Here is a 24317-nt window from a genome sequence, read left to right on the forward strand (position 1 = left end):
ATTGAAAATTATTTAGGGGCTTTAACCATTCCTGATACGGGTTGTATATTATTATTTTATACCTTTATCCTATGAAAGCGAGGGAAACTTTGAAAGAATTTTATGGTCTGCACGGAAGAGAACATGACCAGGATACTCAATGTAACGTCTATCGCAGAGAGGATTTTGAGTGCAGCAAAAGCTTAAAGCCTGTTTACCGCAGGGATTTCTATAAAATATCAATGATGTGCGAAGGAACGGGAATATTGAGCTATGCTGATAAATTTATCCGCATCGACAGACCTTCTATTGTCTTTCTTAATCCGCTGATTCCCTATTCCTGGGAACCTGAATCTTCAGTACAAACAGGTTATTTCTGTCTTTTTACAGAGGAATTTGTAAACCAGGAGCTTAAAAGTGAAAGTTTATCTCAATCACCTCTGTTTAAAGCAGGCGGAGATCATATCTTTTTCCCGGATGAAGCCAGCGTACAGCTGTTGAAAAACCTCTATGAAAATATGCTGAATGAAGCCCATTCAGATTACGATAATAAATACAGTCTTCTCAGAAATTACATACAGATCATTATGCATGAGGCACTGAAAATGCAGCCGCCACAAACGTATGGCCAGCATTCTAATGCCGCTGAACGCATAAGTGCTTTATTTTCAGAGCTTCTGGAACATCAGTTTCCGGTTAGCCAAAATAGTGTTATCCTATTAAAAAATGCAAGCGAATTTGCCACACAGCTCAATATACATACCAACCACCTTAATAAAGCACTTAGAGAAACAACAGGCAAAACCACCTCAGAATGGATTACCGGACGGATCATCAAAGAGGCAAAATCCTTATTACAGTTCAGCAACTGGAGTGTAAGTGAAATTGCTTATGCTCTGGGATTTGAGCATTCTTCCAATTTTATTATTTCTTTTAAAAAAAGGACTGGAGATTCTCCCAATCAGTTCAGAAAAAGAATTCTTTCCAAATCATAATCTTTGATTTGTTCTGCATAATTATTCTATGGCAGTACAGGCGAACTTTGTGTCATTCTAAATAACGAATTATGACACATCCTACTTTTCAGGGAAAAACAGCACTCATTACGGGAGGTACGACAGGTATCGGCCTTGCCGCAGCCAAATTATTTTTAAAAAACGGCGCACAGGTGGTTATTGCCGGCCGCAGGGAGCAGCAGGGGAATGAAGCTTTGGAAACACTGCGTGCCGTAGGTCCAAATGTACATTTTGTACAGACAGATGTCTCAAAAAGCGATCAGGTTCAGCATCTGATTAATGAAACCATCAGGCACTTCGGGAAACTGGATATCGCATTCAATAATGCAGGAATTGAAGGGCAGTTTTCAAGCATTGACAACACTTCTGAAGAAGAATTTGACAGGGTGATGAATATCAATACCAAAGGCATCTGGCTGGCCTGTAAATACGAGATTGAACAGTTTAAAAAGCAGGGAACCGGCGGAGCCATTGTCAACACCTCTTCATGGCTGGCCAGAGGAGCATCTTCCGGCTCGGCAGTGTATTCGGCAAGCAAAGCTGCTGTAGACGGGCTTACAAAAGCTCTGACCATTGAAACAGCATCCGAAGGCATCCGCATCAACAATATTCAGCCGGGATACATCCGTACTCCCATGTTTGACAGGTTTTTCCCCGGATAAAATGCTGAAGAAGCAATAGAACCGTTTAAAAAGCATGCTCCGATAGGACGTTTTGCCGCTCCTGAGGAAGTAGCAGAACTGGTTGTATGGCTAAGCAGCCCTGCAGCCTCTTTTGTAATGGGAGAAAGTATCCTGATAGACGGAGGTTTGGCTATTGGAGGACAACGATAATATGAAAAATATCTTTTATTTCATTTTATGGGCGGCAAGTAATCACTTCAATGCACAACAGGCTGATAACAGCAATTCTTTACTTAAAAATACAGCAACGGATCATCCAATGAAATCAGTGAAATACAATCAGCTCTATCAGCATGGAATTGCTGATGCGTTTATAGGCGGACTTTATAAAGGTACCCTTTCGCTTGAGAATTTAAAATCAGAAGGTGACTTCGGTCTGGGTGCTCCTGATATGCTAGATGGAGAGCTTACCCTACTGGACGGACAAGTATACCAGACAAAAGCTACAGGCGAAACTGTTACGCCTGAAGACCAGTTTAAGTCCTCATTGGTTTTTGTAACGTTCTTCCAACCCGATCGCATTTTCATTATTAAAAATAAAACGGATTATCAGAAGGCTCTGCAGGAAATAAATGAAGTTCTGTCAAGTAAAAACTCAATGTTTGCCATTAAAATAACAGGAAAGTTTACTCATATGAAGACCAGGGCTTTCCCTCCTGTGGAAAAAGAACCGTTTCCTACCCTCACTTCTATTGCTGACAGGCAAAAGATCTTTGATTTTTCAAATGCTGAAGGCACTCTGGTTGGTTTTTATCTCCCTGAATATTTAAACGGAATCAATGTGAAAGGGTTTCACTTCCACTTTATTTCATCAGACAAAAAACACGGCGGACATGTACTGGATTTTGAAGGTGAAAATTTAAAAACAGAGATAGCCCCGTTAGAAAGTTTCAGATTGGAAACTTCAGGAGATAAAGATTTCCGGAATTTTCAATTTGAAACAAAAAATAATGAATCCCTTGAACTTCTGGAACAAAGAAAATAGTTCAAACAGGTTTTAAATTTTGAGAAACAGGTTTTATACTATAAAGTTGTTTAAACTTTACAAAACCACAAAAGTCACAAAAGCTTTCATTTTAAAACACTTTAGTTCACCTAAGTAAGTTTAAAATGATTCCGAAGAAAAGTTCACATAAGATGAAAATCAAAGACTTTCACAAAACTTAGGTGTATTTCTTATGCATAAAGCTTGGCTCTAAAAAAACTTAAGTGGTTAAAAATAATCAATATAAAAATAAAAGTTTAAACAACTTCTATATGAAGCCTGTTTTTTTAATTCATTTTTTTCAAAATCTTCTCAAAAGTATTCATATTCCGGCTGGTGAACTGATCTTTAAGGCTCTTTTTACCTAAAACCTTTCCGAAAGAAGAATCCAGTGTATTTCCTTTTGGAACCTGCCAGTAAAATATATCTTTGGCAATTACTGCTTTTTCGTTCTCAGTTTTGGAAGCGGCTTCAAATTCTGCCATCAGAATATTTTCCACCCCGGGATTTCCTACAAAAGCATACGTATGCAGATCATCATTTTTTTCAAAGGGAATGCTGTCCCAGAATACCTGTGTTTCTTCCTGAGATTTTATAAATAAAAAGGCTTCATAAGAAAAATGATCAGACATCGCTTTTTCTAAAATTGTCTTGAGTTCTCCGGCCTTTTTATCAGAGGAAAAAACAATATTTCCTGAAGCCAGTACTGAACTTACGTCCTGCATGCCTGCCTCTTTAAAAACCTGGCACACATCGGCCATTTTCATATTGGTTCCTTTTACGTTGACACCGCGGAGAAAAGCACAGTATTTCATTTTCTTGAGGGATTAGGTTATAGTTTTGAGGGTTTGAGGGTTTGAGATTTTGAGAGTAATAGAGTTTGAGGGTGATTGTTTCTTTCTCTACAAATCTTTTAATTCTTTAATTTTTTAATCTTTTAATATTTAATCAATCTTAACATATAAGTTATAATCTGTTCCTGACGGCTTAAAATGGTAGATTTTTTCTAAGATTTTATTGTCGCTGTTCAGGTGGTCTTTTATCCTGAATTCTTTCAGAAGCTTATAATGGGCCTGATAATATTCTGCATCGTCTCCTTCAAAGAGGTTTTTATAAGAAAGAAGGTATTTCGGTTTTCTGTTTTTTACGGTATTGATCCAGTAATGAGGCTTATCTTTCTTTATTTCGGTCTGGATCTGCTTGTCGACCAATCCTACTTCATCAATCGCTTTTAAACCTGAAAAATAGGGTACATAACCGGCGGGTTCCAAAAAGATCCATTGGTTTTTATCTTTTTCGTAAGTATTCAGGAACAGTCCGATTTGTCTGCGGTAATTCCACTCTCCGTTTCCTGTTGCAATAGAATGTATAGTCTGGAAAGCAGTCATCGGAAGGATATAAAATACAACTAACAGGGACAGCCATAGATTCCGTTTCTCTTTCTGCTCCAAAACAAAAATAAGAACCGGAACGAAAAGTAAAAGCTGCGGAACCCAGTAATACCAGTCGAATAAACTTTTTTGGGAGATAAAAATAATCTGTTTCGCCCATCCGAAAATAAAGATGATCCATAAAAAATAATTCCTCTTGTCTCTCTGTCTTACAAGATAAATAAAACACAGCAATTCAAAAATAAGGATAATGATTGTCACTGGATTGAAGTTTCCGGGAAGTTTCAGCATTCCCCAGAAATTCCCGAAGCTGACAAAGAAATATTTGAGATTTTGAGCGAAGGTGAAATGGTGTTCGTAAAGAAGCTTTTTGGCCACAATAGTATTATTAACCAATTCCCCAAAATAGAGCCAGTTGAAGGAAAGCGTCCATATAAGACCCAAAATTCCTCCGAAAACATAGTTCCATCTGATTTTTCTGTTCCAAAAAACATCGACAAGAAATACAATTCCCAGGAAAATAACTGTATCGATCCTTGTAAACATAATCAAAACAGGCAAAAGGATCAACGCCCACTTTTTGCCTTTGCTGAAACCGTAATACAGAAGCGACATTTCCAGGAAGAAGAGAATTCCATATTCCATTCCCAGTATAGAAATCTTGATTGCAGGCGGCAGTATGCCTATTAAAAATATAAAAATAGCTTTGTGCCACGGATTTTTTAGGGTAAGATGGGAAAGAAACAATGTTCCTATCGTAAAAAGTATGGAATTAAAAATCAGAAGGGGTTCAACAAAATGTTCTTTACCGAAAATCAGGTTGAAAAAATAAGATACAAATACATACAGATGAGTGGTAGAAGCCGAAATTCGGGTTTCTCCATTGAATCCTATTACCCCATAATCCAGGAGATTCTGGGCTACTCTCCAGGTAATGAATGCATCTTCCTGGATATAATGAGTCAGTAAAAAGAGAAGTTTAAAAGTTACCGTAAAAATTACAGCATAGATTGGGAGCCTGTTATTTTTATTTTTTGCCATCACGCATTTTTAGTTCCACAAATATAATCTTAAAATTGATGAAACCCAATAACAAAAAAACGGAACCGAAGTTCCGTTTTTGTTAGCTGTTTATTGCGTTGCTTTGATAATTGCTGTGGTAATCTGATCCTCTTTCTCTTTTGAATAAGTAGAATCGTAAGGTTCCATCACATCAAAAAGGTATTGGTAGAAAGGTGTGATTTTCTGTACTTTTTCAGATTCATTCCTTGCTTTTTCTTTACCCATCTGCTGAAGATCTTTGATAAACGCATTGAACTTTTTATCAATCGGCTCTATGGATTTTACAAGGTATGCATAGGCTTTTTCATTCTGTCCCAATTTTTTATAGGCATCTGTAACCGCACCTACTATCAGAGAATATTCCATCGGTTTTGATCTCATCTGCCTTCTGGCAAAACTCTGATCAGCCGGAGCAAGGCTTAAATAGTAATCATATTCATCAAAAATACCTTTTTTAAGGATTTCTGCCAGCTCAAGTCCTTTTTTCTCCTGTCCTGCAATAATATATCCGGTTACCATAGCGCTTAATGAACGCGGATCATTATATTTTTCAGCAGGAATTTCTTTTGACGCAAGATCCAGTAATTCTATAGCTTTTGCTTTTTGTCCGCTTAATGCCAATGCTGAAGCTGCTCTGCTGGCAGACATTCTGTAGCTCATAATATTGGAAGTGGCAGTTTCATCAAAGTGAGCGTTCAGATCTTTAAAGTTACCCCATCTGAAGTTTTTCACCACATTATATAAAGAATTGGTATCTACTCTACCCATATCTCCATCTGCATTCGGAGTGGTATGGATAGGAACCAGTCTGTAGCTGAAACCGTCAAACTGAAGATATTCATCAAGATAGAAGATATTTTCGCTGTCATAAATTCCTCCTGATGAGAAGTTAACCGGACGTTTCCAGTCGAAATTCGCCAGCATATCCATCAGGATCAGGTTATTTTTATAAAGGGTGTTTCCTTTATAGGTAATCATGATCTGGTTTACTACATTCGGAAGGTCTGCCTGGGTAATGATTCCTGCTTTTAAAGCATTTTCTTTGTTAACAGGAAGAATGAATTTATTTACCGGAAGAATGTTGTATTTCTCAAACTTTTCTTCTCCGAAATACATTTTTAAAAGCTCATCTTTTTCAGGAGATTTGAATTTAATAAAATCAATAGCTTCTTTCAACGTCAGTGAATCCTGCGTCAGGTATTTTCTGAAGGCTCCGAACTGGGTATCGGGAACGCCTTGCTCTTTCAGCATAGAGAAAACTCCTTCCCAGTCTTCTTTTTTCATCATATAGATCTGGTCGTTCACTCCGTCTCTGTAATCTTCGTGAGTGAGCTCACTAGGAATCCCTGCTGCGTTGTATGTTTTTCTTTTAATCTGATCTAAGTTCCATGGAGTTGAAGCAAGGGTAAAGTTAACCACCTTTACATCATCTCTGAATCTTTCCGTTTCCTGGATAGCCCACACAGGGTAAGTATCATTATCTCCATAAACAAATAAGATATCATTTTTAGGAAGTGATTTTAATACTGAGTAGGCATAGTCATAAGCTGTATACCTGTTACTTCTGTCGTGTACATTGTAGTTCTGGAAGCCCATCATAAAAGGAACTCCCAATAAAACTACTCCCAGAGCAATATTCGCTCCATTGGATTTAACTTTTGACTGGATAAACCATAGGATGGCCGCTGCTCCAAGACCGATCCAGATAGCAAATGCATAGAATGAACCTACCATTGCATAATCTCTTTCTCTAGGTTCGAAAGGTTTTACACCGGTATAGAAAATAATTCCGACACTGGTTAAAATAAATAATGAAAGCAGGGCATAGAATCTTCCAAAGTCCCTGTTCAACTGGAAAAAGAAACCGATCAGCCCTAAAATCAATGGTAAAAAGAAGAATTTTACCGTACTTTCATTCTTGAATTTAGCAGGCATTTTATCCTGGTTACCAAGCAAAGCATTATCGATAAAAGAAATTCCTGAGATCCAGTTTCCTTTCGTGTTCTCCATATTTCCTTCAAGGTCGTTCTGTCTTCCCACAAAGTTCCACATCAGGTATCTTACGAAGTAATATCCGTTCTGGAAGGTGATGAAGTAATCCATATTCTGGGCCAGAGAAGGCTTCTGAACATTAATTAAATTGTATGGTTTAACCTTCAGGTAATCGGCTGCAGTAATGGTTTTATCTTCATACTTCCCTCTCAGTTCGTCAAAAATCTGCTTGGCCTGTGGATTATCTGCCACATCTTCATTGGCATAGTTGAAAGTAAAATCAGGCGCTCCGTACATGGAAATGTAGTTCGCCATTACCTCTTTATCTTCATTAAACATCCTTGGCATTAAGCTCACCTGAGATTTGCTGAATGTATAATTGAAACGGTCACCTGTTTTTCTGTAAGTTCCGGTTTTTTCATCTTTTTCATAAATTTCACCGGTTTTCTTTGTTTTAAAGCTTCCGTCCTCGTTTTTCTCAATTCCGTTGGCATCAAGGAAAGCTGTGTAATTTTGACCATAGATAGTAGGCCAGTCACCGTATTGCTCCCTGTTATAGTAATCCAGCATACCAATTGCAGTATCGGGATCATTAAGGTTCATCGGTGGATTGGCATTCGCTCTGATAGGAATAACCATCCAGCATGAAAAACCGATGATCATGTATACTACTGACAATGCAGCAGTCTGATATATATTTCTCTTAGCTTTTCTAGCATATTTAATCATGAAGTAACAAGCTGCCACCATTAAAATAAAAGCAGCGATTGTTCCTGAATGGAAAGGAAGTCCAAGACCGTTGACGAAGAATATTTCAAGTCTTCCGAACATCGTCATAATTAATGGGAAGATGATTTTGAATACAATGATCAAAATTCCCAAGGTGATGGCATTCGCCCAGATAAAGTTCTTCCAGGTAAATTTATAATTTCTTGCATAATACACTAAACATACCGCAGGAACTGCAAGCATACACATCATATGAACCCCTACAGACAGCCCTAATACAAAGAAAATAAGGATAATCCATCTTTCGCTGTCTTTGGCAAGGTATTCATTTTCCCATTTGGTAATCAGCCAAACGAGTAAAGCAATAAACATGGAAGCCATGGAATATACTTCTCCCTCCACTGCAGAAAACCAGAAAGTATCCGAAAAAGTAAAGCATAAAGCTCCTACAGCTCCTGCAAAAAGAATGGAAATTTCCTGGTGTCTGGTCACTTCATCAAAATCCTTGTTCAACAACCGTCTTACAAAATGGGTAATCGTCCAGAATAAAAATAAAATCGTCAGAGCACTAAACAATGCAGACATTGCATTGATTACGATAGAATAATTTTCACCCTTCCCTAAAGCAAAAATGGCTGCCACAGCACCCACAATCTGGAATAAGGCTGCTCCGGGAGCATGCGTTACTTCAAGTTTTACCGCAGAGGAAATATACTCACCGCAGTCCCAGAAGCTGAAATTAGGTTCTATGGTCGACAAGTACGTGAAAAATGCAATGACGAAAATCACCCATCCTAAAACGGTGTTCCATTGCCTAAAAGTCCAATTTTTCATAGTATAAAATCAATTACGCGAAAATAAGGCTTTTATACCATTCTATGGTGTTTTTAACAAAATTTAAAAATTTTGGCGTAGTATTTGCGATCGTACTTCAGCTAAGATTGCAAATCAGAAAATAAATTTTGCTGAATCACAGGCTTGAAATCAAACAAAAGTTTAGTAATTATTTATTTTTTTGTATTTTTGCGGTCAGATTTTTATTGAAAATAACAAATAATGAGTAATGTTTACGATAATATTCTTGGCCTAATAGGAAATACTCCTATGGTGAAGCTTAATACTGTTACAAAAGATATTCCTGCAACCGTTTATGCCAAGTTAGAATCATATAATCCTGGACATTCCACAAAAGATAGAATAGCACTTCATATTATAGAAAACGCTGAGAAGAAAGGTTTATTAAAGGAAGATTCTGTAGTTGTAGAAACTACTTCAGGAAATACCGGGTTTTCTATTGCGATGGTCTGTATTATTAAAGGATATAAATGCATTCTGGCGGTAAGCGACAAAACAAAGCCCGAGAAAATTGCTTATTTAAAAGCATTGGGGGCTACGGTATACATATGCCCTGCCAACGTTGCTGCAGATGATCCGAGATCTTATTATGAGGTTGCTAAAAGAATAGCTTCAGAAACACCAAATTCAGTTTACATCAATCAGTATTTCAATGAATTGAATATTGATGCGCACTACCAGACTACCGGTCCTGAAATTTGGGAGCAGACAGAAGGCAAGGTTACCCACCTTTTTGCCTGCACTGGAACAGGTGGAACATTGTCCGGTTCAGGTAAATTTTTGAAAGAAAAAATCCTGCTATCAAGATTATCGGTGTGGATGCTGACGGGTCTATCCTGAAGAGCTACCACGAGACGGGAGAAATCCATAAAGAAGATGTTCATCCTTATCAGATTGAAGGAATGGGGAAAAATTTGATCCCTTCTGCGCTTCTTTTTGACAAAGTAGATGAGTTTGTAAGGGTAAATGATGAGATGTCTGCCTACAGAACCCGTGAAATAGCCCTTAAAGAAGCTATCATGGGAGGATATACAACAGGAGCTGTAACCCAGGCGTTGATCCAGTATGCCCAGTCTCACGAGCTGACCAAAGATGATATTATAGTATTAATCTATCCTGATCACGGATCGAGATATATCACCAAGGTATACAGCGATAAATGGATGGCTGAACAAGGTTTTGTGAATAACTGCGTACACAACTACGATGAAGTTTTCAAGACAGAATTTATTAAATAGATTTAATTAAACCACGATACAAATCAAGCCTTTTGTGTTTTACAGGAAAGGCTTTTTTACTTAAAAAATTACGATACAAAATGTTGGATATTTTTGAAAGAATAAAAGAAAATCCAGGACCTCTTGGACAGTTTGCAGATTACGGTGAAGGTTATTTTATTTTCCCAAGACTGGAAGGACCTATTGGTCCGAGAATGCAGTTTCAGGGAAGAGAAGTAATTTTCTGGAGTGCCAATGACTATTTAGGATTATGTAATCACCCTGAAGTATTAGAGGCTGATGCCAAAGCTGCTGCAGAATATGGAATGTTCTACCCTATGGGCGCCAGAGCAATGTCCGGTGAAACGGATCAGCACCTTCAGCTGGAAAGAGAACTGGCAGATTTTGTACAAAAGGATTCAGCCTATTTATTGAATTTCGGTTACCAGGGAATGGTTTCTACCATTGATGCTTTGGTAAGCAGAAATGACGTGATTGTATATGATGTGGATTCTCATGCGTGTATTGTAGACGGAGTAAGACTTCACTCCGGAAAAAGATTTACCTACAGACACAATGATATTGAAAGTCTTGAAAAAACCTTCAGAGAGCAACGAAAGTAGCAGAAGAAACCGGAGGAGGTATTCTTGTGATTACAGAAGGAGTTTTCGGGATGAGAGGACAGCAGGGAAAACTTAAAGAAATCTGCGATCTTAAATCCAAATACAGCTTCAGATTATTAGTAGACGATGCACACGGATTCGGAACTCTTGGAAAAACAGGAGCCGGAGCTGGTGAAGAGCAGGGATGCCAGGACCAGATCGATGTCTATTTCTCTACTTTTGCCAAATCTATGGCAGGTTTCGGAGCTTTTCTTGCAGGTGATAGAGAAATCATCAGATATCTGAAATTCAACCTAAGATCTCAGATCTTTGCCAAATCTCTTACCATGCCAATGGTAATCGGAGGTTTAAAGAGACTGGAACTTTTAAGAACAAGACCTGAAATCAAAGCTAAACTTTGGGAAAATACTTATAAACTTCAGAACGGTCTTAAAGAAAGAGGATTCAATATCGGGGACAGCAACACGTGCGTAACTCCTGTCATGATGCAGGGAACTCCGGTAGAAGCTACTCTTCTTGTAAAAGATTTAAGAGAGAACTACGGAATTTTTACCTCTGTAGTGGTTTATCCGGTAATTCCGAAGGGAATGATCCTGTTAAGGTTAATTCCTACCGCTTCGCACACCGATGCGGAAATCAATGAAACATTAGCTGCGTTTGAAGCTATTCATGATAAATTAGTAAGTGGTCATTATAAAGAGCAGGAACAGAAGCTGCTGCAGGAGCAGGGTTTAAGTTTCAAACCGATTTAATGAGAAAGATATTAACCACTGAAAATTTTCAGTGGTTTTTTTATGGAATGTTTTATTTTCAATCATAATAAAAATGAAATTCAAAGGTTATGCGTTAGGAATTTTGTCATCCGTTTCGTTCGGGCTGATTCCCATTTTTATCCTTCCGCTCAAGCAGGCTCACTTTTCTATGGACATTACTTTGTTCTATAGATTTTTATTTTCAGCAATGATGGTCGGCGGATACCTGCTGTATTCCAAAGAGAGTTTAAAGATCAATAGAAAAGAAGCTTTCATCCTTTCTGTTTTGGGCGTCTGCTATGCTCTTTCCTCAGAATTTTTATTTATTGGCTATGATTTTCTTACACCGGGGATAGCTTCCACCGTTCTCTTCATTTATCCGGTCATTGTTGCCCTGATCATGTTTTTCGTTTATAAGGAAAAGTTGACCAGGCTTTCTGTAGGGTCTTTGTTATTAGCTTTTGCAGGCGTTATTGTCTTATGCTTAAAGAGAAAGGCCTGGAAATCAATTTCGCAGGTTTGGGGGTTGTAATGCTGAGTTCTCTGTTTTATGCATTGTATATGGTGATCGTTAATAAATCGGATATGAAAGTATCAGGATTTAAGCTTTCCTTTTATTCCATGCTATTCACCTCAGGATTTTTTATGATAAAAGCTTTTACAGAAGGAGAGTCTTTTGCCATTCCTTCCCTGTCCGTTTTCTTTAGTTTTGTTGTCTTTGCTTTTCTGACGACTGTAATTTCCAGTCTGTGTCTGGTTTATGCTATAAAATATATCGGATCTACTCCTACGGCTATTTTGGGGGCACTGGAACCGGTGGTTGCCGTAATGGTAAGCGTTTTAATGTTTCATGAAAGATTTACCCTTAATCTGCTCATCGGTATCACACTGATTCTTTTGGGTGTTATCCTGAATGTGATCGCAGACAATAGAAAATCAAAACGCAGCGAGATTTTAGAAAATGTATAAACATTAATTTCGTTAGCCCCGTTGCGGCATACGATACAATTTAACTATCTTTGCCAATAGAATCTGGTGAACTTGAAAAGAATTAAAATAATGTAAATCAATATTTTACAACCAGGTTGATAACTAATTTGAAAAATTTTCTGTTGAAAGACCTGCTTCTCATTACTCCGCCTTTTACCCAGCTCAATACTCCATATCCGGCAACAGCTTATATAAAAGGTTTTCTGAATACCAAAAATATTTCCAGTCATCAGATCGATCTGGGACTTGATGTCATTTTGGAATTGTTTTCAAAAAGCGGATTAGAGAAAATTTTCAGCATCAAAATTAATCTTCAGGAAATATCGGAGAACTCACAGCGGATTTATGCGCTCCGGGAAGAATATTTAAAAACAATAGATCAGGTTATTCCTTTTCTGCAAGGGAAAAATCCAACATTGGCAAGACAAATTTGCAGCATGAATTTCCTGCCCGAGGCATCCCGTTTCAACCAGCTGGATGATATGGATTTTGCGTTTGGGAATATGGGACTTCAGGATAAAGCCAAGCATCTCGCCACTTTGTATTTAGAAGATATTTCAGATTATATTATTGAAAATATTGATCCGGATTTCGGATTCAGCAGATATGCCGAACGTCTGGGGAAAAGTGCCAATTCTTTTGATGAACTGTACTCTAAATTAGCAGATAATCAGACATTTATTGATGGTTTCACCTTAAAAATCCTCCAGGAAAACTTAGAACTTGTCCAGCCTAAATTAGTTTGTTTCTCCATTCCGTTTCCGGGAAATCTGTATGCAGGTTTCAGAGGCGCTCAATACATCAAAAAACATTATCCGCACATTAAAATTGCAATGGGTGGGGGTTTTCCCAATACCGAACTGAGAGAAGTAAAAGATCAGAGGGTCTTTGAATTTTTTGATTTTATTACCCTTGACGATGGTGAGCTTCCTCTTGAACTTCTTTACGAAAACCTGAATATTCCCACCGAAACTGCAGAATACAAAAGAACATTTTTAATTGAAGATCAAAAAGTTACCTATAAAAATAACTCCAAACGTCACGACTATAAACAGGCCGAAATCGGTACTCCCGATTATACTGACCTGAAGCTGGATCAATATGTTTCTGTCATTGAAATTGCCAATCCAATGCACAGTTTGTGGAGTGATGGAAGATGGAACAAGCTGACGATGGCCCATGGCTGCTATTGGGGAAAATGTACTTTCTGTGATATTTCCCTGGATTATATCAGGATCTATGAACCTGTTTCCGCCAGAATATTGGTCGACAGGATGGAAGAACTCATCAAAACAACCGGCGAGACAGGATTTCATTTTGTAGATGAAGCCGCACCGCCTGCATTAATGAGGGAAGTTGCACTGGAAATTCTGCGGAGGAATCTGGTCGTTACCTGGTGGACCAATATCCGGTTTGAAAAAAGTTTTACCCGGGATTTATGTTATCTCCTGAAACTCTCAGGCTGCGTTGCAGTTTCCGGAGGTCTTGAAGTAGCCAGTGACCGTTTATTGAAATTAATCGAAAAAGGAGTTTCGGTGGAACAGGTTGCGCAGGTAACCAGAAATTTTACAGAGGCCGGGATTATGGTTCATGCCTATCTCATGTATGGCTACCCTACCCAAACCGTACAGGAAACGGTGGACTCTTTGGAAATGGTAAGACAAATGTTTGAAATGGGAATTCTGCAAAGTGGATTCTGGCATCAGTTTGCCATGACTGCCCATTCACCTGTCGGGATCAATCCTGAAGAGTTCGGGGTGACTCCTGTGAAGGAAGAAATTCTGTTTGCCAATAATGATATTGATTTTAAAGACAAAACGGGAATCGATCACAGTAAATTCAGCTTCGGACTGAAAAAGTCCCTTTTCAATTATATGCACGGAATCAATTTTGAAATTCCGCTTCAGGATTGGTTTGATTTTAAAATTCCGAGAACAACCATTCATCCTGACTATATTCACGACTGTCTTCTGGATGAAAATCAATTTGGCTTTAAAGGCAGTTCAAAAGTTGTTTTTTTGACGAAAAACGTAATCGCTGAGAATCGCGTAAAAAATAAAAAGAAATACTCCGGTACCTATACGCTTCTTACATTCCATTTAAAAACGAACATTATAAAGATTGATCTGGAGCAGGATAAAGCAGAATGGCTTCTGAATGTCCTGAAAGAAAATTCTATAGAAAACCCGAAAAAAGTTACCGCTCAGCAACTTAAGAATCAGTTTGAAGAAAATTTTGATGATTTCGAATTATTCTGGTTCTCAAAACCTATTCAACAACTTAAGGAAAACGGAGTGATTTTAAGTTTATAAAAATTTTTGTTTTTTTCTCAGGGATTTTTAAAATTGGGAAATTTTCTATCAGTTTTTATTTTTCTGATGAATAAAACCTGTTTTCTCAGGATCATAATATTGCATAAAAAAATAAATCAAAATTTCTCACCATCATCGAATAAATGGCAAAATGTTCCCCTCCTCCGGAGGGGTGGCAAAAATTCAAAAAGAATTTTTGACGGGGTGGTTAATCAGGCATAACATATCAACTTCTATAAATTTGGCAAAGCCAGACAAAATTGGATCTTTAATAAAAAACGGGCTAAAGCCCGTTCCTATTGATATAAAGTTTTGTTTATCACAATCGTATTAATTGGAAGCTTCTTTTGATACGGTACCAACAGATACCTTTTCCTGAACTTTAATAAAATTAGGGTCCATAATCGCCATGCGTTCTGCTAATGCTTTATAGGTTGGGAATTTCAGGATAGAAGCTCTCCCGGACATTTCCCTGTAAATGGTAAAAGACTTCCCTCCAGCTGTTTTAAGCTGTTTTGTTGTTGTGATATACCTTCCGATCAGCTTGCTTTTAGCATCATAGATCTCAATATCTATAGGGGTTTTATCCATAATAGTGTCTTCAGAACCAAAGCTTACAGGTAAATTGGAAAAATAGCCTACAGGAACACCATTGCTGAGAATCTCTCCTACTTTATTGACCTCAATATCCATTTTGTCTATTTTCTTTCTGATCGCATAAGCATCTTTTGTTTTAGTATCCAGCTTTCTTTTCGGAACGTTTGAAAAAAGTTCATCAAGATTTTTGACATTGATGCCTTTGTTATCAATGATTTTCAACCCTTTTATAGAGGTATATACTGCTGATTTTTCTTCACCGGAAAATGCCGACGGAGAAATATAATCCAGCTCTATGGTTTTATCACGGTTATAAATCCTGTTCAGTTTAATGTAACTGTCTCTGACAGAATCCACAATGCTTTTATCTACAAATTCTATGGTATACATGGGGGTATCATTCAGATCCATGAACGTATAGATATTGGACTTGTTGGAGATCTTGGCGACATGAACACCGTCAAGACTTATAATACCTCTTTTGGTTTTGAAATTTTGGGCATTACAAAGGATTCCCAGAACGGTAAAGAATATGATGATGCTTCTCTTCATACAATCAGACTTTTACACAACATAAAAAAAGTGTAACCAAAGTTACACTTTCTTGAAAATATATTTAGCTTTTCATTTAATTATTCACAAAGGATAATTCCTTTATCATGATTAAATTCTACAACACCGCTTTTGATAGGATAAGAAAAAACAGAATCTTTCTCATTTTCTTTAGTAAAGTTTTTAGCATAAGACTCTTCCACAGAAGAAGTAAAAAGCTTCACCTTACCTCCGACTAAAGAAGAAACAATAGCTGCGTGGTTTTTCATGATGTGGAATTCACCATTTTTTCCCGGCAACAATACAGAGTTTACTTCTCCTTCAAAAACTACGTATTCTGGTGTTAAAATTTTTATATTCATTTTTTTATGAATTATAGATTATAGATTTTAAATTTTAAATGATTTTTCAATCTAAAATCTAAAATTTAACATTTAAAATTTTCTTAAGCGTTTTCAGCTAGCATTTTTTGCCCGGCTTCGATCGCTTCCTCGATAGTTCCTTTCAGGTTGAAAGCAGCTTCCGGCAAATGGTCTAATTCACCATCCATAATCATGTTGAATCCTTTGATAGTATCTTTGATGTCTACCAATGATCCTGGGATACCTGTAAACTGTTCAGCTACGTGGAAAGGCTGAGAAAGGAATCTCTGAACTTTTCTTGCACGGTAAACTACTGATTTATCTTCTTCAGAAAGTTCTTCCATACCAAGAATCGCGATGATATCCTGAAGTGCTTTGTATCTCTGAAGAATTTCTTTTACTCTCTGAGCACAGTCATAATGTTCGTTACCAATAACCTCAGGAGCAAGGATTCTTGAAGTAGAAGCCAATGGATCTACCGCAGGATAGATACCTAATGAAGCAATCTTTCTGTCTAGTACCGTAGTTGCATCCAAGTGAGCAAACGTAGTTGCAGGAGCCGGGTCAGTTAAGTCATCCGCAGGTACATAAACCGCCTGTACTGAAGTAATTGAACCGTTTTTAGTTGAAGTAATTCTTTCCTGCATCGCACCCATCTCAGAAGCAAGAGTCGGTTGATAACCTACCGCTGACGGCATACGACCAAGAAGTGCAGATACCTCAGAACCAGCCTGTGTAAAACGGAAGATGTTGTCTACGAAGAAAAGTACGTCTCTACCTTGTCCGCTTTCACCACCGTCTCTGTAATACTCAGCCAATGTAAGACCTGAAAGGGCTACTCTCGCTCTTGCACCTGGCGGCTCGTTCATCTGTCCGAAAACGAATGCAGCTTTAGAATCTTTCATAGCTTCCAAGTCTACTTTAGAAAGGTCCCAACCTCCGTTTTCCATAGAGTGCATGAAATCATCACCATATTTGATAATTCCTGATTCAAGCATCTCTCTCAAAAGGTCATTTCCTTCTCTCGTTCTTTCACCTACTCCGGCAAAAACTGAAAGACCTCCGTGTCCTTTTGCAATATTGTTAATCAACTCCTGGATCAATACTGTTTTACCTACACCGGCACCACCGAACAAACCAATTTTACCTCCTTTTGCGTAAGGCTCAACTAGGTCGATTACTTTAATCCCTGTAAATAAAACTTCTGCAGAAGTTGAAAGTTGATCAAATTTTGGAGCTGGTCTGTGAATTGGCAGACCACCATCCTTAGAAATATCTTGAAGTCCGTCGATAGCATCACCAACAACGTTGAATAGTCTTCCGTTTACAGCCTCACCGATTGGCATCATAATAGGATTTCCGAATCCGATTACGTCCTGCCCTCTTTTAAGACCGTCAGTAGCGTCCATTGCAATACATCTTACTGTATCTTCGCCAATATGTTGTTCTACCTCTAAAACTACTTTTTCACCGTTTTCTTTTGTAATTTCTAACGCGTCATAGATTGCTGGAACAGCTTCCACATCTGTGAAGACAACGTCGATTACCGGACCAATAATTTGAGAAATTTTACCTTTAATTTGGTTTGCCATTGCTAAATTTTTTCTTGGTGCAAATATAATGATTCTTCATAAACCCACAATTGGTAAAAAAAGATTTTTATCATACTTTTTTGAAATTTAGCAATCGAGCAGTTTATCAATCTGACATTCATTTTCCAGTTGGAAATATTGGTAAACTGTTATATTGATACATTGCTACATTATACCTATATTTGCAGTCAAATTTTTCCGTTTTGAAAATTTTCAAGAATTTTAAAGATTACTCCTCTCAAAAGCCTTTAGCATTGTCTCTGGGAATGTTTGACGGAGTACATCTGGGACATAAAAGTATTATTGATGAACTGATCAATGTGGGCACAGAGAATAATCTGGAAACTGCTATCCTTACTTTTTGGCCGCATCCCCGTTTTGTTTTCAACCCGAATGAAGACCTTAAGCTTCTCAATACGCTGGAGGAGAAAAAACAGCTGATTGAAAAATATGGTATTAATCATTTATTCCTGAAAGAATTTGATGAAGAGTTCAGAAATCTCACAGGAGAAGAGTTTGTACGCCAGATCCTGATTGATAAGCTGAATGTAAAATACCTTATTATAGGCTACGACCATTCCTTCGGAAAAAATAAAAGCGGAAATTTTGAACTTCTTCAGAAACTTTCAAAAGAACTCGGTTTTGTTGTGGAGCAAATGGAAGCTATCAACATCCACGAAAACAATATCAGTTCCACTAAAATCCGTAATGCTCTTTTAACAGGTAACATTAAGGAAGCCAATGAAATGCTGGGTTACTCCTACTCTGTTTCCGGCACCGTTGTTCATGGAAAAAAGATCGGACGAACCATCGGCTATCCCACCGCTAATATCGAAACTGAAACGATCAAACTTCTTCCTAAAAAAGGAGCTTATATCGTAGAAACTGAAGTAAAAGGACAGCAATATAAAGGAATGCTCAGCATCGGTACCAATCCTACTGTAAATGGAGAAAAATTAACCGTTGAAGTGTATATCCTTGATTTTGAAGGTGATATCTATGATGAAAAGATTACTGTAAAGTTCAGGGATTTTCTGCATGACGAGATTAAATTTGAAGGTCTTGAAAAGCTTATTGAAAGACTGGATGAAGATAAAAGACTGACCCGGGAGTTTCAGTTCTAACTGTTTACAATTTCCTCTTTTGCTTTTTTGGTCAGTGAATTAAATACTAATTCATAAGAATGATCGATCAGTTTAAAGATCAAATCTTTTTTCAATCCATCTGTAATTACAGAATTCCAGTGGGTTTTATTCATATGGAATGCTCCGGTGATCTGCGGATGCTGTTCTCGAAGTTCTGCGCTCCACTCAGGATCGGTTTTTACATTGATACTTAACGGCTGCTTTTCCAAAGGCATTAACAGGAACATTTTTGTCCCGACCTTCATCACAAGCGTTTCATTATCAAAAGGAAAGTTTTCTGTAACTCCTTTTTTTGTCAGGCAATAATCTAAAACTTCGTTGGCATCCATGAATTTATAAATGATAAGTGATTAATGATCATTGATATTAATTTCAAATTTAGTAAATTTAAGAAAGAAATAATATCATCACCAATCACAATTATTATGAAAGCTTTGGTCATCGGCGCAACAGGCGCTACAGGAAAAGATCTGGTTAAGCAACTGCTTAACGATAAGGAGTTTGAAGAAGTTGACATCTTCGTAAGAAAACCTGTGGATATCCAGAATGATAAGTTGAATGTTCATGTAGTTGATTTTGAAAAACCGGAAGAATGGAAAGATAAAGTAAAGGGCGACATTGTGTTTTCATGTCTTGGAACTACATTGAAAGATGCAGGAAGCAAAGAAGCTCAAAGAAAAGTAGATTTCGATTACCAGTATGAATTTGCCAAGGCAGCGAAGGAAAACGACGTGGAAGATTATGTTCTTGTATCGGCTTACGGAGCCAATCCAAAATCTAAAATTTTCTATTCGAAAATGAAAGGTGAACTGGAAGAAGCCGTCAAGCAACTCCATTTCAATAAAATTACCATTTTCAAACCCGGAATGCTTGAAAGAAAGGATTCAGAAAGAACCGGGGAAGTTCTGGGCAGCAGGATTATAAAATTTGCAAACAAACTGGGACTTTTGGAAAGCCAGAAGCCTTTACCTACAGATGTTCTGGCTAAAGCTATGATCAATTCGTCCAAAATAAAAAGCAACGGCTACTCCAGCATTAAACTGGGGAATATTTTCTGCTTTGCGGAAAAAACTGATCATTAAAAGCCGGCTGAGCATTTTTATTTAGTAGTTTTGGCACCTATACTGTTTCCTAATTTTTCATATTCAATATCATTAGGCTCCCAAAGCTCTATTTTATTACCTTCGATATCCATAATGTGTACAAATTTACCATACTCGTAGGTTTCAATCTTATCAACGATGGTAACATTTTCTTTTTTCAGCTGTTCAACCAGCTTTTCAAGATTCTGGACGCGGTAGTTGATCATGAAATCTTTTTCAGAAGGTTGAAAGTATTTCGTTTTCTCGCTGAAAGGGCTCCATTGGCTAAATCCTTTTTTAGAGTTGTCTGAGCCCTGATACCATTCAAATACAGCTCCATACTCATTGATACTAAGTCCCAGATGATCTTTATACCAATCCCTCATCTTTTTAGGATCTTTACATTTAAAGAAAATTCCACCGATTCCCGTAACTCTTTTTAAATCATCCGAACTCTTTTCTGTAGCTGATTTAAAGGCAAAACCCAACATAAAAGAAGCCAGAATACAAAGGGTAAAAATTAGTTTTTTCATGAGCAAAATTTTATTTTATAAAAATATATTTTTTTCGGATACCTTGAGCATATTATCGGTTGTTTATAAACGCTTCGACTCCGCTCAGCGTGACATTTCTAATACTACTTGTATTGTTTAAACTGTCACGCTGAGCGGAGCCGAAACGTTATGTATGCTTTATCTTACTTCAAATACTTCGTAATAGCCTCATCCGTAGGTTTGGTAGTACTTACAAAAGTATCAATCAGTTTTCCGTTTTCATCCAGCAGGAATTTGGTGAAATTCCAAAGGATCGTCGTATTTTTAACCCCGTTAAGTTCTTTTTCTGTTAAATATTTAAAAATCGGAGCTGTATCATCCCCTTTTACAGAAACTTTAGCTGCTAAAGGAAATGTAACCCCGTAATTTTTCTGGCAGAATGCACCAATTTCAGTATTGGTTCCGGGTTCCTGGCCTCCAAAATTATTGGCTGGAAAACCTACAATAACAAGCTTATCTTTGTATTCTTCATACACTTTTTCAAGATCTGCATACTGCGGCGTAAATCCGCACTCTGATGCTGTATTTACAATAAGGATCTTTTTCCTTTAAAGTCTGCAAAGTTGATCTCCTTGCCATCAAGGCTTTCTACTTTGAAATCATATATTGTTTTACCCATAAGTTCATTGGTTTTAGCTTGAGAAATTTCACTTTTCTGATTGGTACAGTTCTGTAAAAATGCCACAAAGGAAAGCAGCAATAAGAAAATCTTTTTCATCCCTATAAATTTTAGCGGGCAGCTCTGCCACAGTTATTTGTCAAAAAATGCAATTTATTCATTCTTATGCTTCAGCCTAGAATTTAAATGTATTGGCAGGAAAAACCTTATTTACATCTATTCTGTTCAGGATCATAACGAAGTCTCCATCCTTTTTAGTACTTGAAGATTCAATCTTAAAAGGCATTGAAAGATTCCCTACTTTCTTGTAATCGGCATACGTCAGTGTTTCGTCCTTTTTAATTTCTTTTAAAAGCATATAGGTTTTAACATCAAAATAATAAATATTTTTATTTACATTTTTAGTTAATTCCACTTTGTGGCAGTAGATTTCACCTACTTTTTCCTTTCCCAGATATTTGGCATCAAAACCTTTGTTTTCCCAGTCGATAAAGTCATTATCAAAACTTTCAGGGACATATTCAGGATACACCTGAAGTTTGTTGGCTGCATAATTCATTGCATAACCTTTAGTTCCGTCAAAGCCTTCAATTGCCGTTTCTTTTCCACCGATGCTGATCACCGTTTTAGTAAGATTGGGACGCTGCTGAAAAATCTTTATAGGATATTCATCTTTAACCCCCAGGATCACTTTTCCCTGTAACAGTACTGAATTTAAGAGCTTCCAATTCATTAATCCTCCGGACAGTTCTATATTTTTCTCTATAATCTCTTTTGCTGTTTGCGCGAAAGACAACTGTGAAAGTATCAGCACGAATACAAAAAATAATTTCTTCATTAATCTTATTTATATTTCAAATATAAGGGGAATTGGGCGAAAAAGCAAAGAAGTGAAAGACAATTGGAAAAATGCCAAGAACATATTATTTCCACTTTTTGGCTTAAATCAATTTCCTGGCTTTCTCCAGATCTTCAGGAGTATCGATCCCTACTCCAATAAAATTGGTTTCTATTAATTTGATTTTCATTCCATACTCCAGGTAACGGATGCATTCGATCTTTTCTGATATTTCAAGAGGCTTCATTTCCAGCTTGGAGAACTGAAGCAGTGCGTGTTTTCTGAAAGCATATACTCCAATGTGCTTAAAATAGCTCACATCGTAAGAAATTTCTCTGTGAAAAGGGATTACAGAACGGCTGAAATAAAGGGCAAATCCATTGTTGTCTGTAATTACTTTTACATTATTCGGATTTTCAATTTCTTCTTTTTCCGTCAGTTTTATCTTTAATGAAGCGAGAGAAATCTCCTGGTTATCATCTTCTTTAAAAACTTCAATAAGCTGCTTTAAAGGCTCCAGTTTAAGGAAAGGTTCGTCACCCTGGACATTGATAACAATATCACAGTCGATATTCTGTACCGCCTCTGCAATACGGTCGCTTCCGGTTTCATGCTGACCGGTCATGACAGCTTTTCCTCCATTACTCACAATTTCATCGAAAATAATTGGTGAATCCGTAGCCACAAATACTTCATCGAACAGCCCGGTTTCTGCAACATTCTGATAGGTGGTCGTGATGACTGTTTTTTCACCCAACATCTGCATAAGCTTTGCCGGAAAGCGGCTGGCTTCGTAACGTGCGGGAATAACGGCTATGATTTTCATTGATAGATTATTAAAGTTAATACCACTCGATTATTATATCTTATTTCAAAAACACTTCGACTCTGCTCAGCGTGACACTGCTAATTCTAACTGCTTGTGAAAACGTGTCAATGCTGAGCGAAGCCGAAGCGTTTATTTTATCATATAACAGCATAACGGTTTAGCATTTAAAATATTGATAAACTGTCATGCTGATACATTATTACATTGAAAAATTATTTCAGATTGTTCAGTGCATTTTCAAGCTTAGGAAGCATCACTTTGATCTCATCAACCGCTAAACCACCTACGGAAGCACGGAACCAAGGCTCAGATTTTGCCTCCCCGAAAGCTGAAAACGGTACCAAAGCAACTCCGGCATCGTTGATCAAATAGAATACCAGGTCGGAAGAGTTTTCAATAACAGAACCATCCGGCTTAGTTTTTCCAATATATTCTAATTTAATGGTAAGATACAGGGCTCCCATGGGTTCGATGCTTTCTACAGCTAATCCTTTTCCTTTCAAATCCTGGATTCCGCCATGAAGCACTTTCAGGCTTTCTTCCAGCTTTCCTTTGAAATCTTCTACAAAGACATTTACGTTTTCAGTATTTTCAAAGAATTTAGCGGTAGCTTCCTGCTCTGGTTTAGGTGCCCATGCTCCAACGTGCGTTAAAAGGGCTTTCATTTTATCAAGAATATGAGACGGACCAAATCCCCAGCCTACACGGACACCCGTTGCAGCAAGACATTTAGAAATCCCGTCGATATAGATGGTGTATTCTTTCAGTTCAGGGAAAAGAGAAACCGGATCTACATGTTTTGCCCCAAAAGTAAGGTTAGAATAGATCTGGTCATACATCAGGTACAACGGCTTTTCATCTGCTCCTCTTTTTCTGTTTTCTTCAAGAACCAGTTCGCAGATATCTGAAAGCTGTTCTTTTGTAAACATGGTTCCTGTAGGATTCAATGGTGAACACAATGCCAAAAGAACGGCACCTCCCAAATGAGGTCTCAGGTCATCAGCAGTTGGCAGGAAATTGTTTTCAGGAGTTGTTTTCACTTCTACTGCTTCTGCAGAAGTAAGGTAAGCATAGTGATTGTTGTTCCATGACGGTGTAGGATATACTACTTTGTCCCCTTCGTCAATGATTGTTTTATACACTGCATAGATCAATGGTCTGGATCCGGCAGTAATTAAAATGTCGTTGGGTAAATAATCCAGGTTCCATCTGTTTTTCAGGTCTCTGGAAACTTCATTTCTTAAAGATAAAAGTCCGTTTGCAGGCGGATAATTCGTTAGATTATTCTGATATGCCTTCTGAATCTCTTCCTTCAGCAGTGCCGGGATGGGATAGAGATTAGAATTCAGGTCACCAATAGTAAGATTGGCTATTTCCGCTCCTTTTGCTTTTAAATCATTTACTTCATTACCAATTTTTACAATTTCGGAACCAATCAGGTTCGCCGCTAATTTTGAAACTTTCACTTTATTCTTTATTTAAATTTATATTTTTTTGGGATTAGGGATTAGGTTTCAGGACTTATTGGGGATCAAATTCCCTGATTCCTAAATCCTAAACC

18 protein-coding genes and 4 pseudogenes are annotated in these 24317 nt (G+C 37.5%); 10 read left to right on the forward strand and 12 right to left on the reverse strand.

Translation table 11 applies throughout. The annotated features are described in order from the left end of the window. The first annotated feature begins 71 nt into the window (after positions 1-71). From N4G44_RS10220 to budA, 3 genes and pseudogenes are all read left to right on the forward strand, one after another. Complete coding sequence (locus tag N4G44_RS10220) at positions 72-974, forward strand: helix-turn-helix domain-containing protein (protein WP_474926530.1); 903 nt, start codon at positions 72-74, stop codon at positions 972-974. 71 nt (positions 975-1045) lie between these two features. Further along, positions 1046-1828, forward strand: a pseudogene (locus N4G44_RS10225) (SDR family NAD(P)-dependent oxidoreductase). Between the two features lies 1 nt (position 1829). Next, entirely contained in the window at positions 1830-2663 is an 834-nt protein-coding gene (gene budA / locus N4G44_RS10230; RefSeq protein ID WP_474926532.1) for an acetolactate decarboxylase, read from the forward strand. Positions 2664-2950: 287 nt separating this feature from the next. Here the strand turns inward: budA and N4G44_RS10235 are convergent, their stop codons facing one another. From N4G44_RS10235 to N4G44_RS10245, 3 genes are all read right to left on the reverse strand, one after another. Continuing rightward, entirely contained in the window at positions 2951-3478 is a 528-nt protein-coding gene (locus N4G44_RS10235) for a DUF1697 domain-containing protein (RefSeq protein ID WP_474926535.1), read from the reverse strand. 129 nt (positions 3479-3607) lie between these two features. Further along, positions 3608-5095, reverse strand: coding sequence for a hypothetical protein (locus tag N4G44_RS10240; protein WP_474926537.1), 1488 nt, complete (start codon positions 5093-5095; stop codon positions 3608-3610). A 90-nt stretch (positions 5096-5185) separates the two neighbouring features. Then, positions 5186-8671, reverse strand: a complete 3486-nt coding sequence (locus tag N4G44_RS10245) for a glycosyltransferase family 117 protein (RefSeq protein WP_474926539.1) — start codon at positions 8669-8671, stop codon at positions 5186-5188. 222 nt (positions 8672-8893) lie between these two features. On the opposite strand from N4G44_RS10245, the pseudogene N4G44_RS10250 reads away from it, so the two are divergent. The 5 genes and pseudogenes from N4G44_RS10250 to N4G44_RS10270 all read left to right on the forward strand — a co-directional run bounded on the left by N4G44_RS10250 (position 8894) and on the right by N4G44_RS10270 (position 14586). Further along, positions 8894-9930, forward strand: a pseudogene (locus tag N4G44_RS10250) (PLP-dependent cysteine synthase family protein). 80 nt (positions 9931-10010) lie between these two features. Then, positions 10011-11284: pseudogene (locus tag N4G44_RS10255) on the forward strand (aminotransferase class I/II-fold pyridoxal phosphate-dependent enzyme). Between the two features lie 73 nt (positions 11285-11357). Next, complete coding sequence (locus tag N4G44_RS10260) at positions 11358-11816, forward strand: EamA family transporter (protein ID WP_474926541.1); 459 nt, start codon at positions 11358-11360, stop codon at positions 11814-11816. Then, positions 11765-12253 carry an EamA family transporter gene (locus tag N4G44_RS10265; RefSeq protein ID WP_474926543.1) on the forward strand — a complete coding sequence of 163 codons (489 nt, stop codon included), beginning with the start codon at positions 11765-11767 and terminating at the stop codon, positions 12251-12253. The genes N4G44_RS10260 and N4G44_RS10265 overlap by 52 nt, the downstream gene beginning before the upstream one ends. 143 nt (positions 12254-12396) lie before the next feature. Further along, entirely contained in the window at positions 12397-14586 is a 2190-nt protein-coding gene (locus tag N4G44_RS10270; protein WP_474926546.1) for a B12-binding domain-containing radical SAM protein, read from the forward strand. A gap of 330 nt (positions 14587-14916) precedes the next feature. Here the strand turns inward: N4G44_RS10270 and N4G44_RS10275 are convergent, their stop codons facing one another. The 3 genes from N4G44_RS10275 to atpD all read right to left on the reverse strand — a co-directional run bounded on the left by N4G44_RS10275 (position 14917) and on the right by atpD (position 17689). Beyond that, positions 14917-15735: a hypothetical protein gene (locus N4G44_RS10275; RefSeq protein ID WP_474926547.1), complete on the reverse strand. Its 819-nt coding sequence runs from the start codon at positions 15733-15735 to the stop codon at positions 14917-14919. Between the two features lie 80 nt (positions 15736-15815). Then, positions 15816-16097: a FoF1 ATP synthase subunit delta/epsilon gene (locus tag N4G44_RS10280; RefSeq protein ID WP_474926548.1), complete on the reverse strand. Its 282-nt coding sequence runs from the start codon at positions 16095-16097 to the stop codon at positions 15816-15818. 83 nt (positions 16098-16180) lie between these two features. Then, complete coding sequence (gene atpD / locus N4G44_RS10285) at positions 16181-17689, reverse strand: F0F1 ATP synthase subunit beta (protein ID WP_474926549.1); 1509 nt, start codon at positions 17687-17689, stop codon at positions 16181-16183. A gap of 203 nt (positions 17690-17892) precedes the next feature. Here atpD and N4G44_RS10290 point away from each other — a divergent pair, with 203 nt between their 5' ends. Beyond that, on the forward strand, positions 17893-18813 hold the full coding sequence (locus N4G44_RS10290) for a bifunctional riboflavin kinase/FAD synthetase (RefSeq protein WP_474926551.1): 921 nt from the start codon (positions 17893-17895) through the stop codon (positions 18811-18813). On the opposite strand, the gene N4G44_RS10295 is transcribed toward N4G44_RS10290, so the two are convergent. Further along, complete coding sequence (locus tag N4G44_RS10295) at positions 18810-19163, reverse strand: MmcQ/YjbR family DNA-binding protein (protein WP_474926553.1); 354 nt, start codon at positions 19161-19163, stop codon at positions 18810-18812. The two genes, N4G44_RS10290 and N4G44_RS10295, sit on opposite strands and share 4 nt — an antisense overlap. A gap of 96 nt (positions 19164-19259) precedes the next feature. On the opposite strand from N4G44_RS10295, the gene N4G44_RS10300 reads away from it, so the two are divergent. Further along, a complete protein-coding gene (locus N4G44_RS10300; RefSeq protein ID WP_474926555.1) occupies positions 19260-19916 on the forward strand; it encodes an NAD(P)H-binding protein in 657 nt (218 codons plus the stop codon). A gap of 17 nt (positions 19917-19933) precedes the next feature. Here N4G44_RS10300 and N4G44_RS10305 read toward each other — a convergent pair whose 3' ends face one another. The 5 genes and pseudogenes from N4G44_RS10305 to N4G44_RS10325 form a co-directional block, all read right to left on the reverse strand. Then, positions 19934-20449 (reverse strand): VOC family protein, encoded by a 516-nt coding sequence (locus tag N4G44_RS10305; RefSeq protein ID WP_474926557.1) that lies wholly within the window; start codon positions 20447-20449, stop codon positions 19934-19936. A 164-nt stretch (positions 20450-20613) separates the two neighbouring features. Continuing rightward, positions 20614-21188, reverse strand: a pseudogene (locus tag N4G44_RS10310) (glutathione peroxidase). 76 nt (positions 21189-21264) lie between these two features. Further along, on the reverse strand, positions 21265-21927 hold the full coding sequence (locus N4G44_RS10315) for a histidine kinase (protein ID WP_474926558.1): 663 nt from the start codon (positions 21925-21927) through the stop codon (positions 21265-21267). A 103-nt stretch (positions 21928-22030) separates the two neighbouring features. After that, positions 22031-22753, reverse strand: coding sequence for a 3-deoxy-manno-octulosonate cytidylyltransferase (kdsB, locus tag N4G44_RS10320; RefSeq protein ID WP_474926560.1), 723 nt, complete (start codon positions 22751-22753; stop codon positions 22031-22033). 215 nt (positions 22754-22968) lie between these two features. Continuing rightward, entirely contained in the window at positions 22969-24222 is a 1254-nt protein-coding gene (locus N4G44_RS10325; RefSeq protein WP_474926562.1) for a pyridoxal phosphate-dependent aminotransferase, read from the reverse strand. Positions 24223-24317 lie beyond the last annotated feature (95 nt).

Source organism: Chryseobacterium sp. GTID13 (assembly GCF_056172655.1).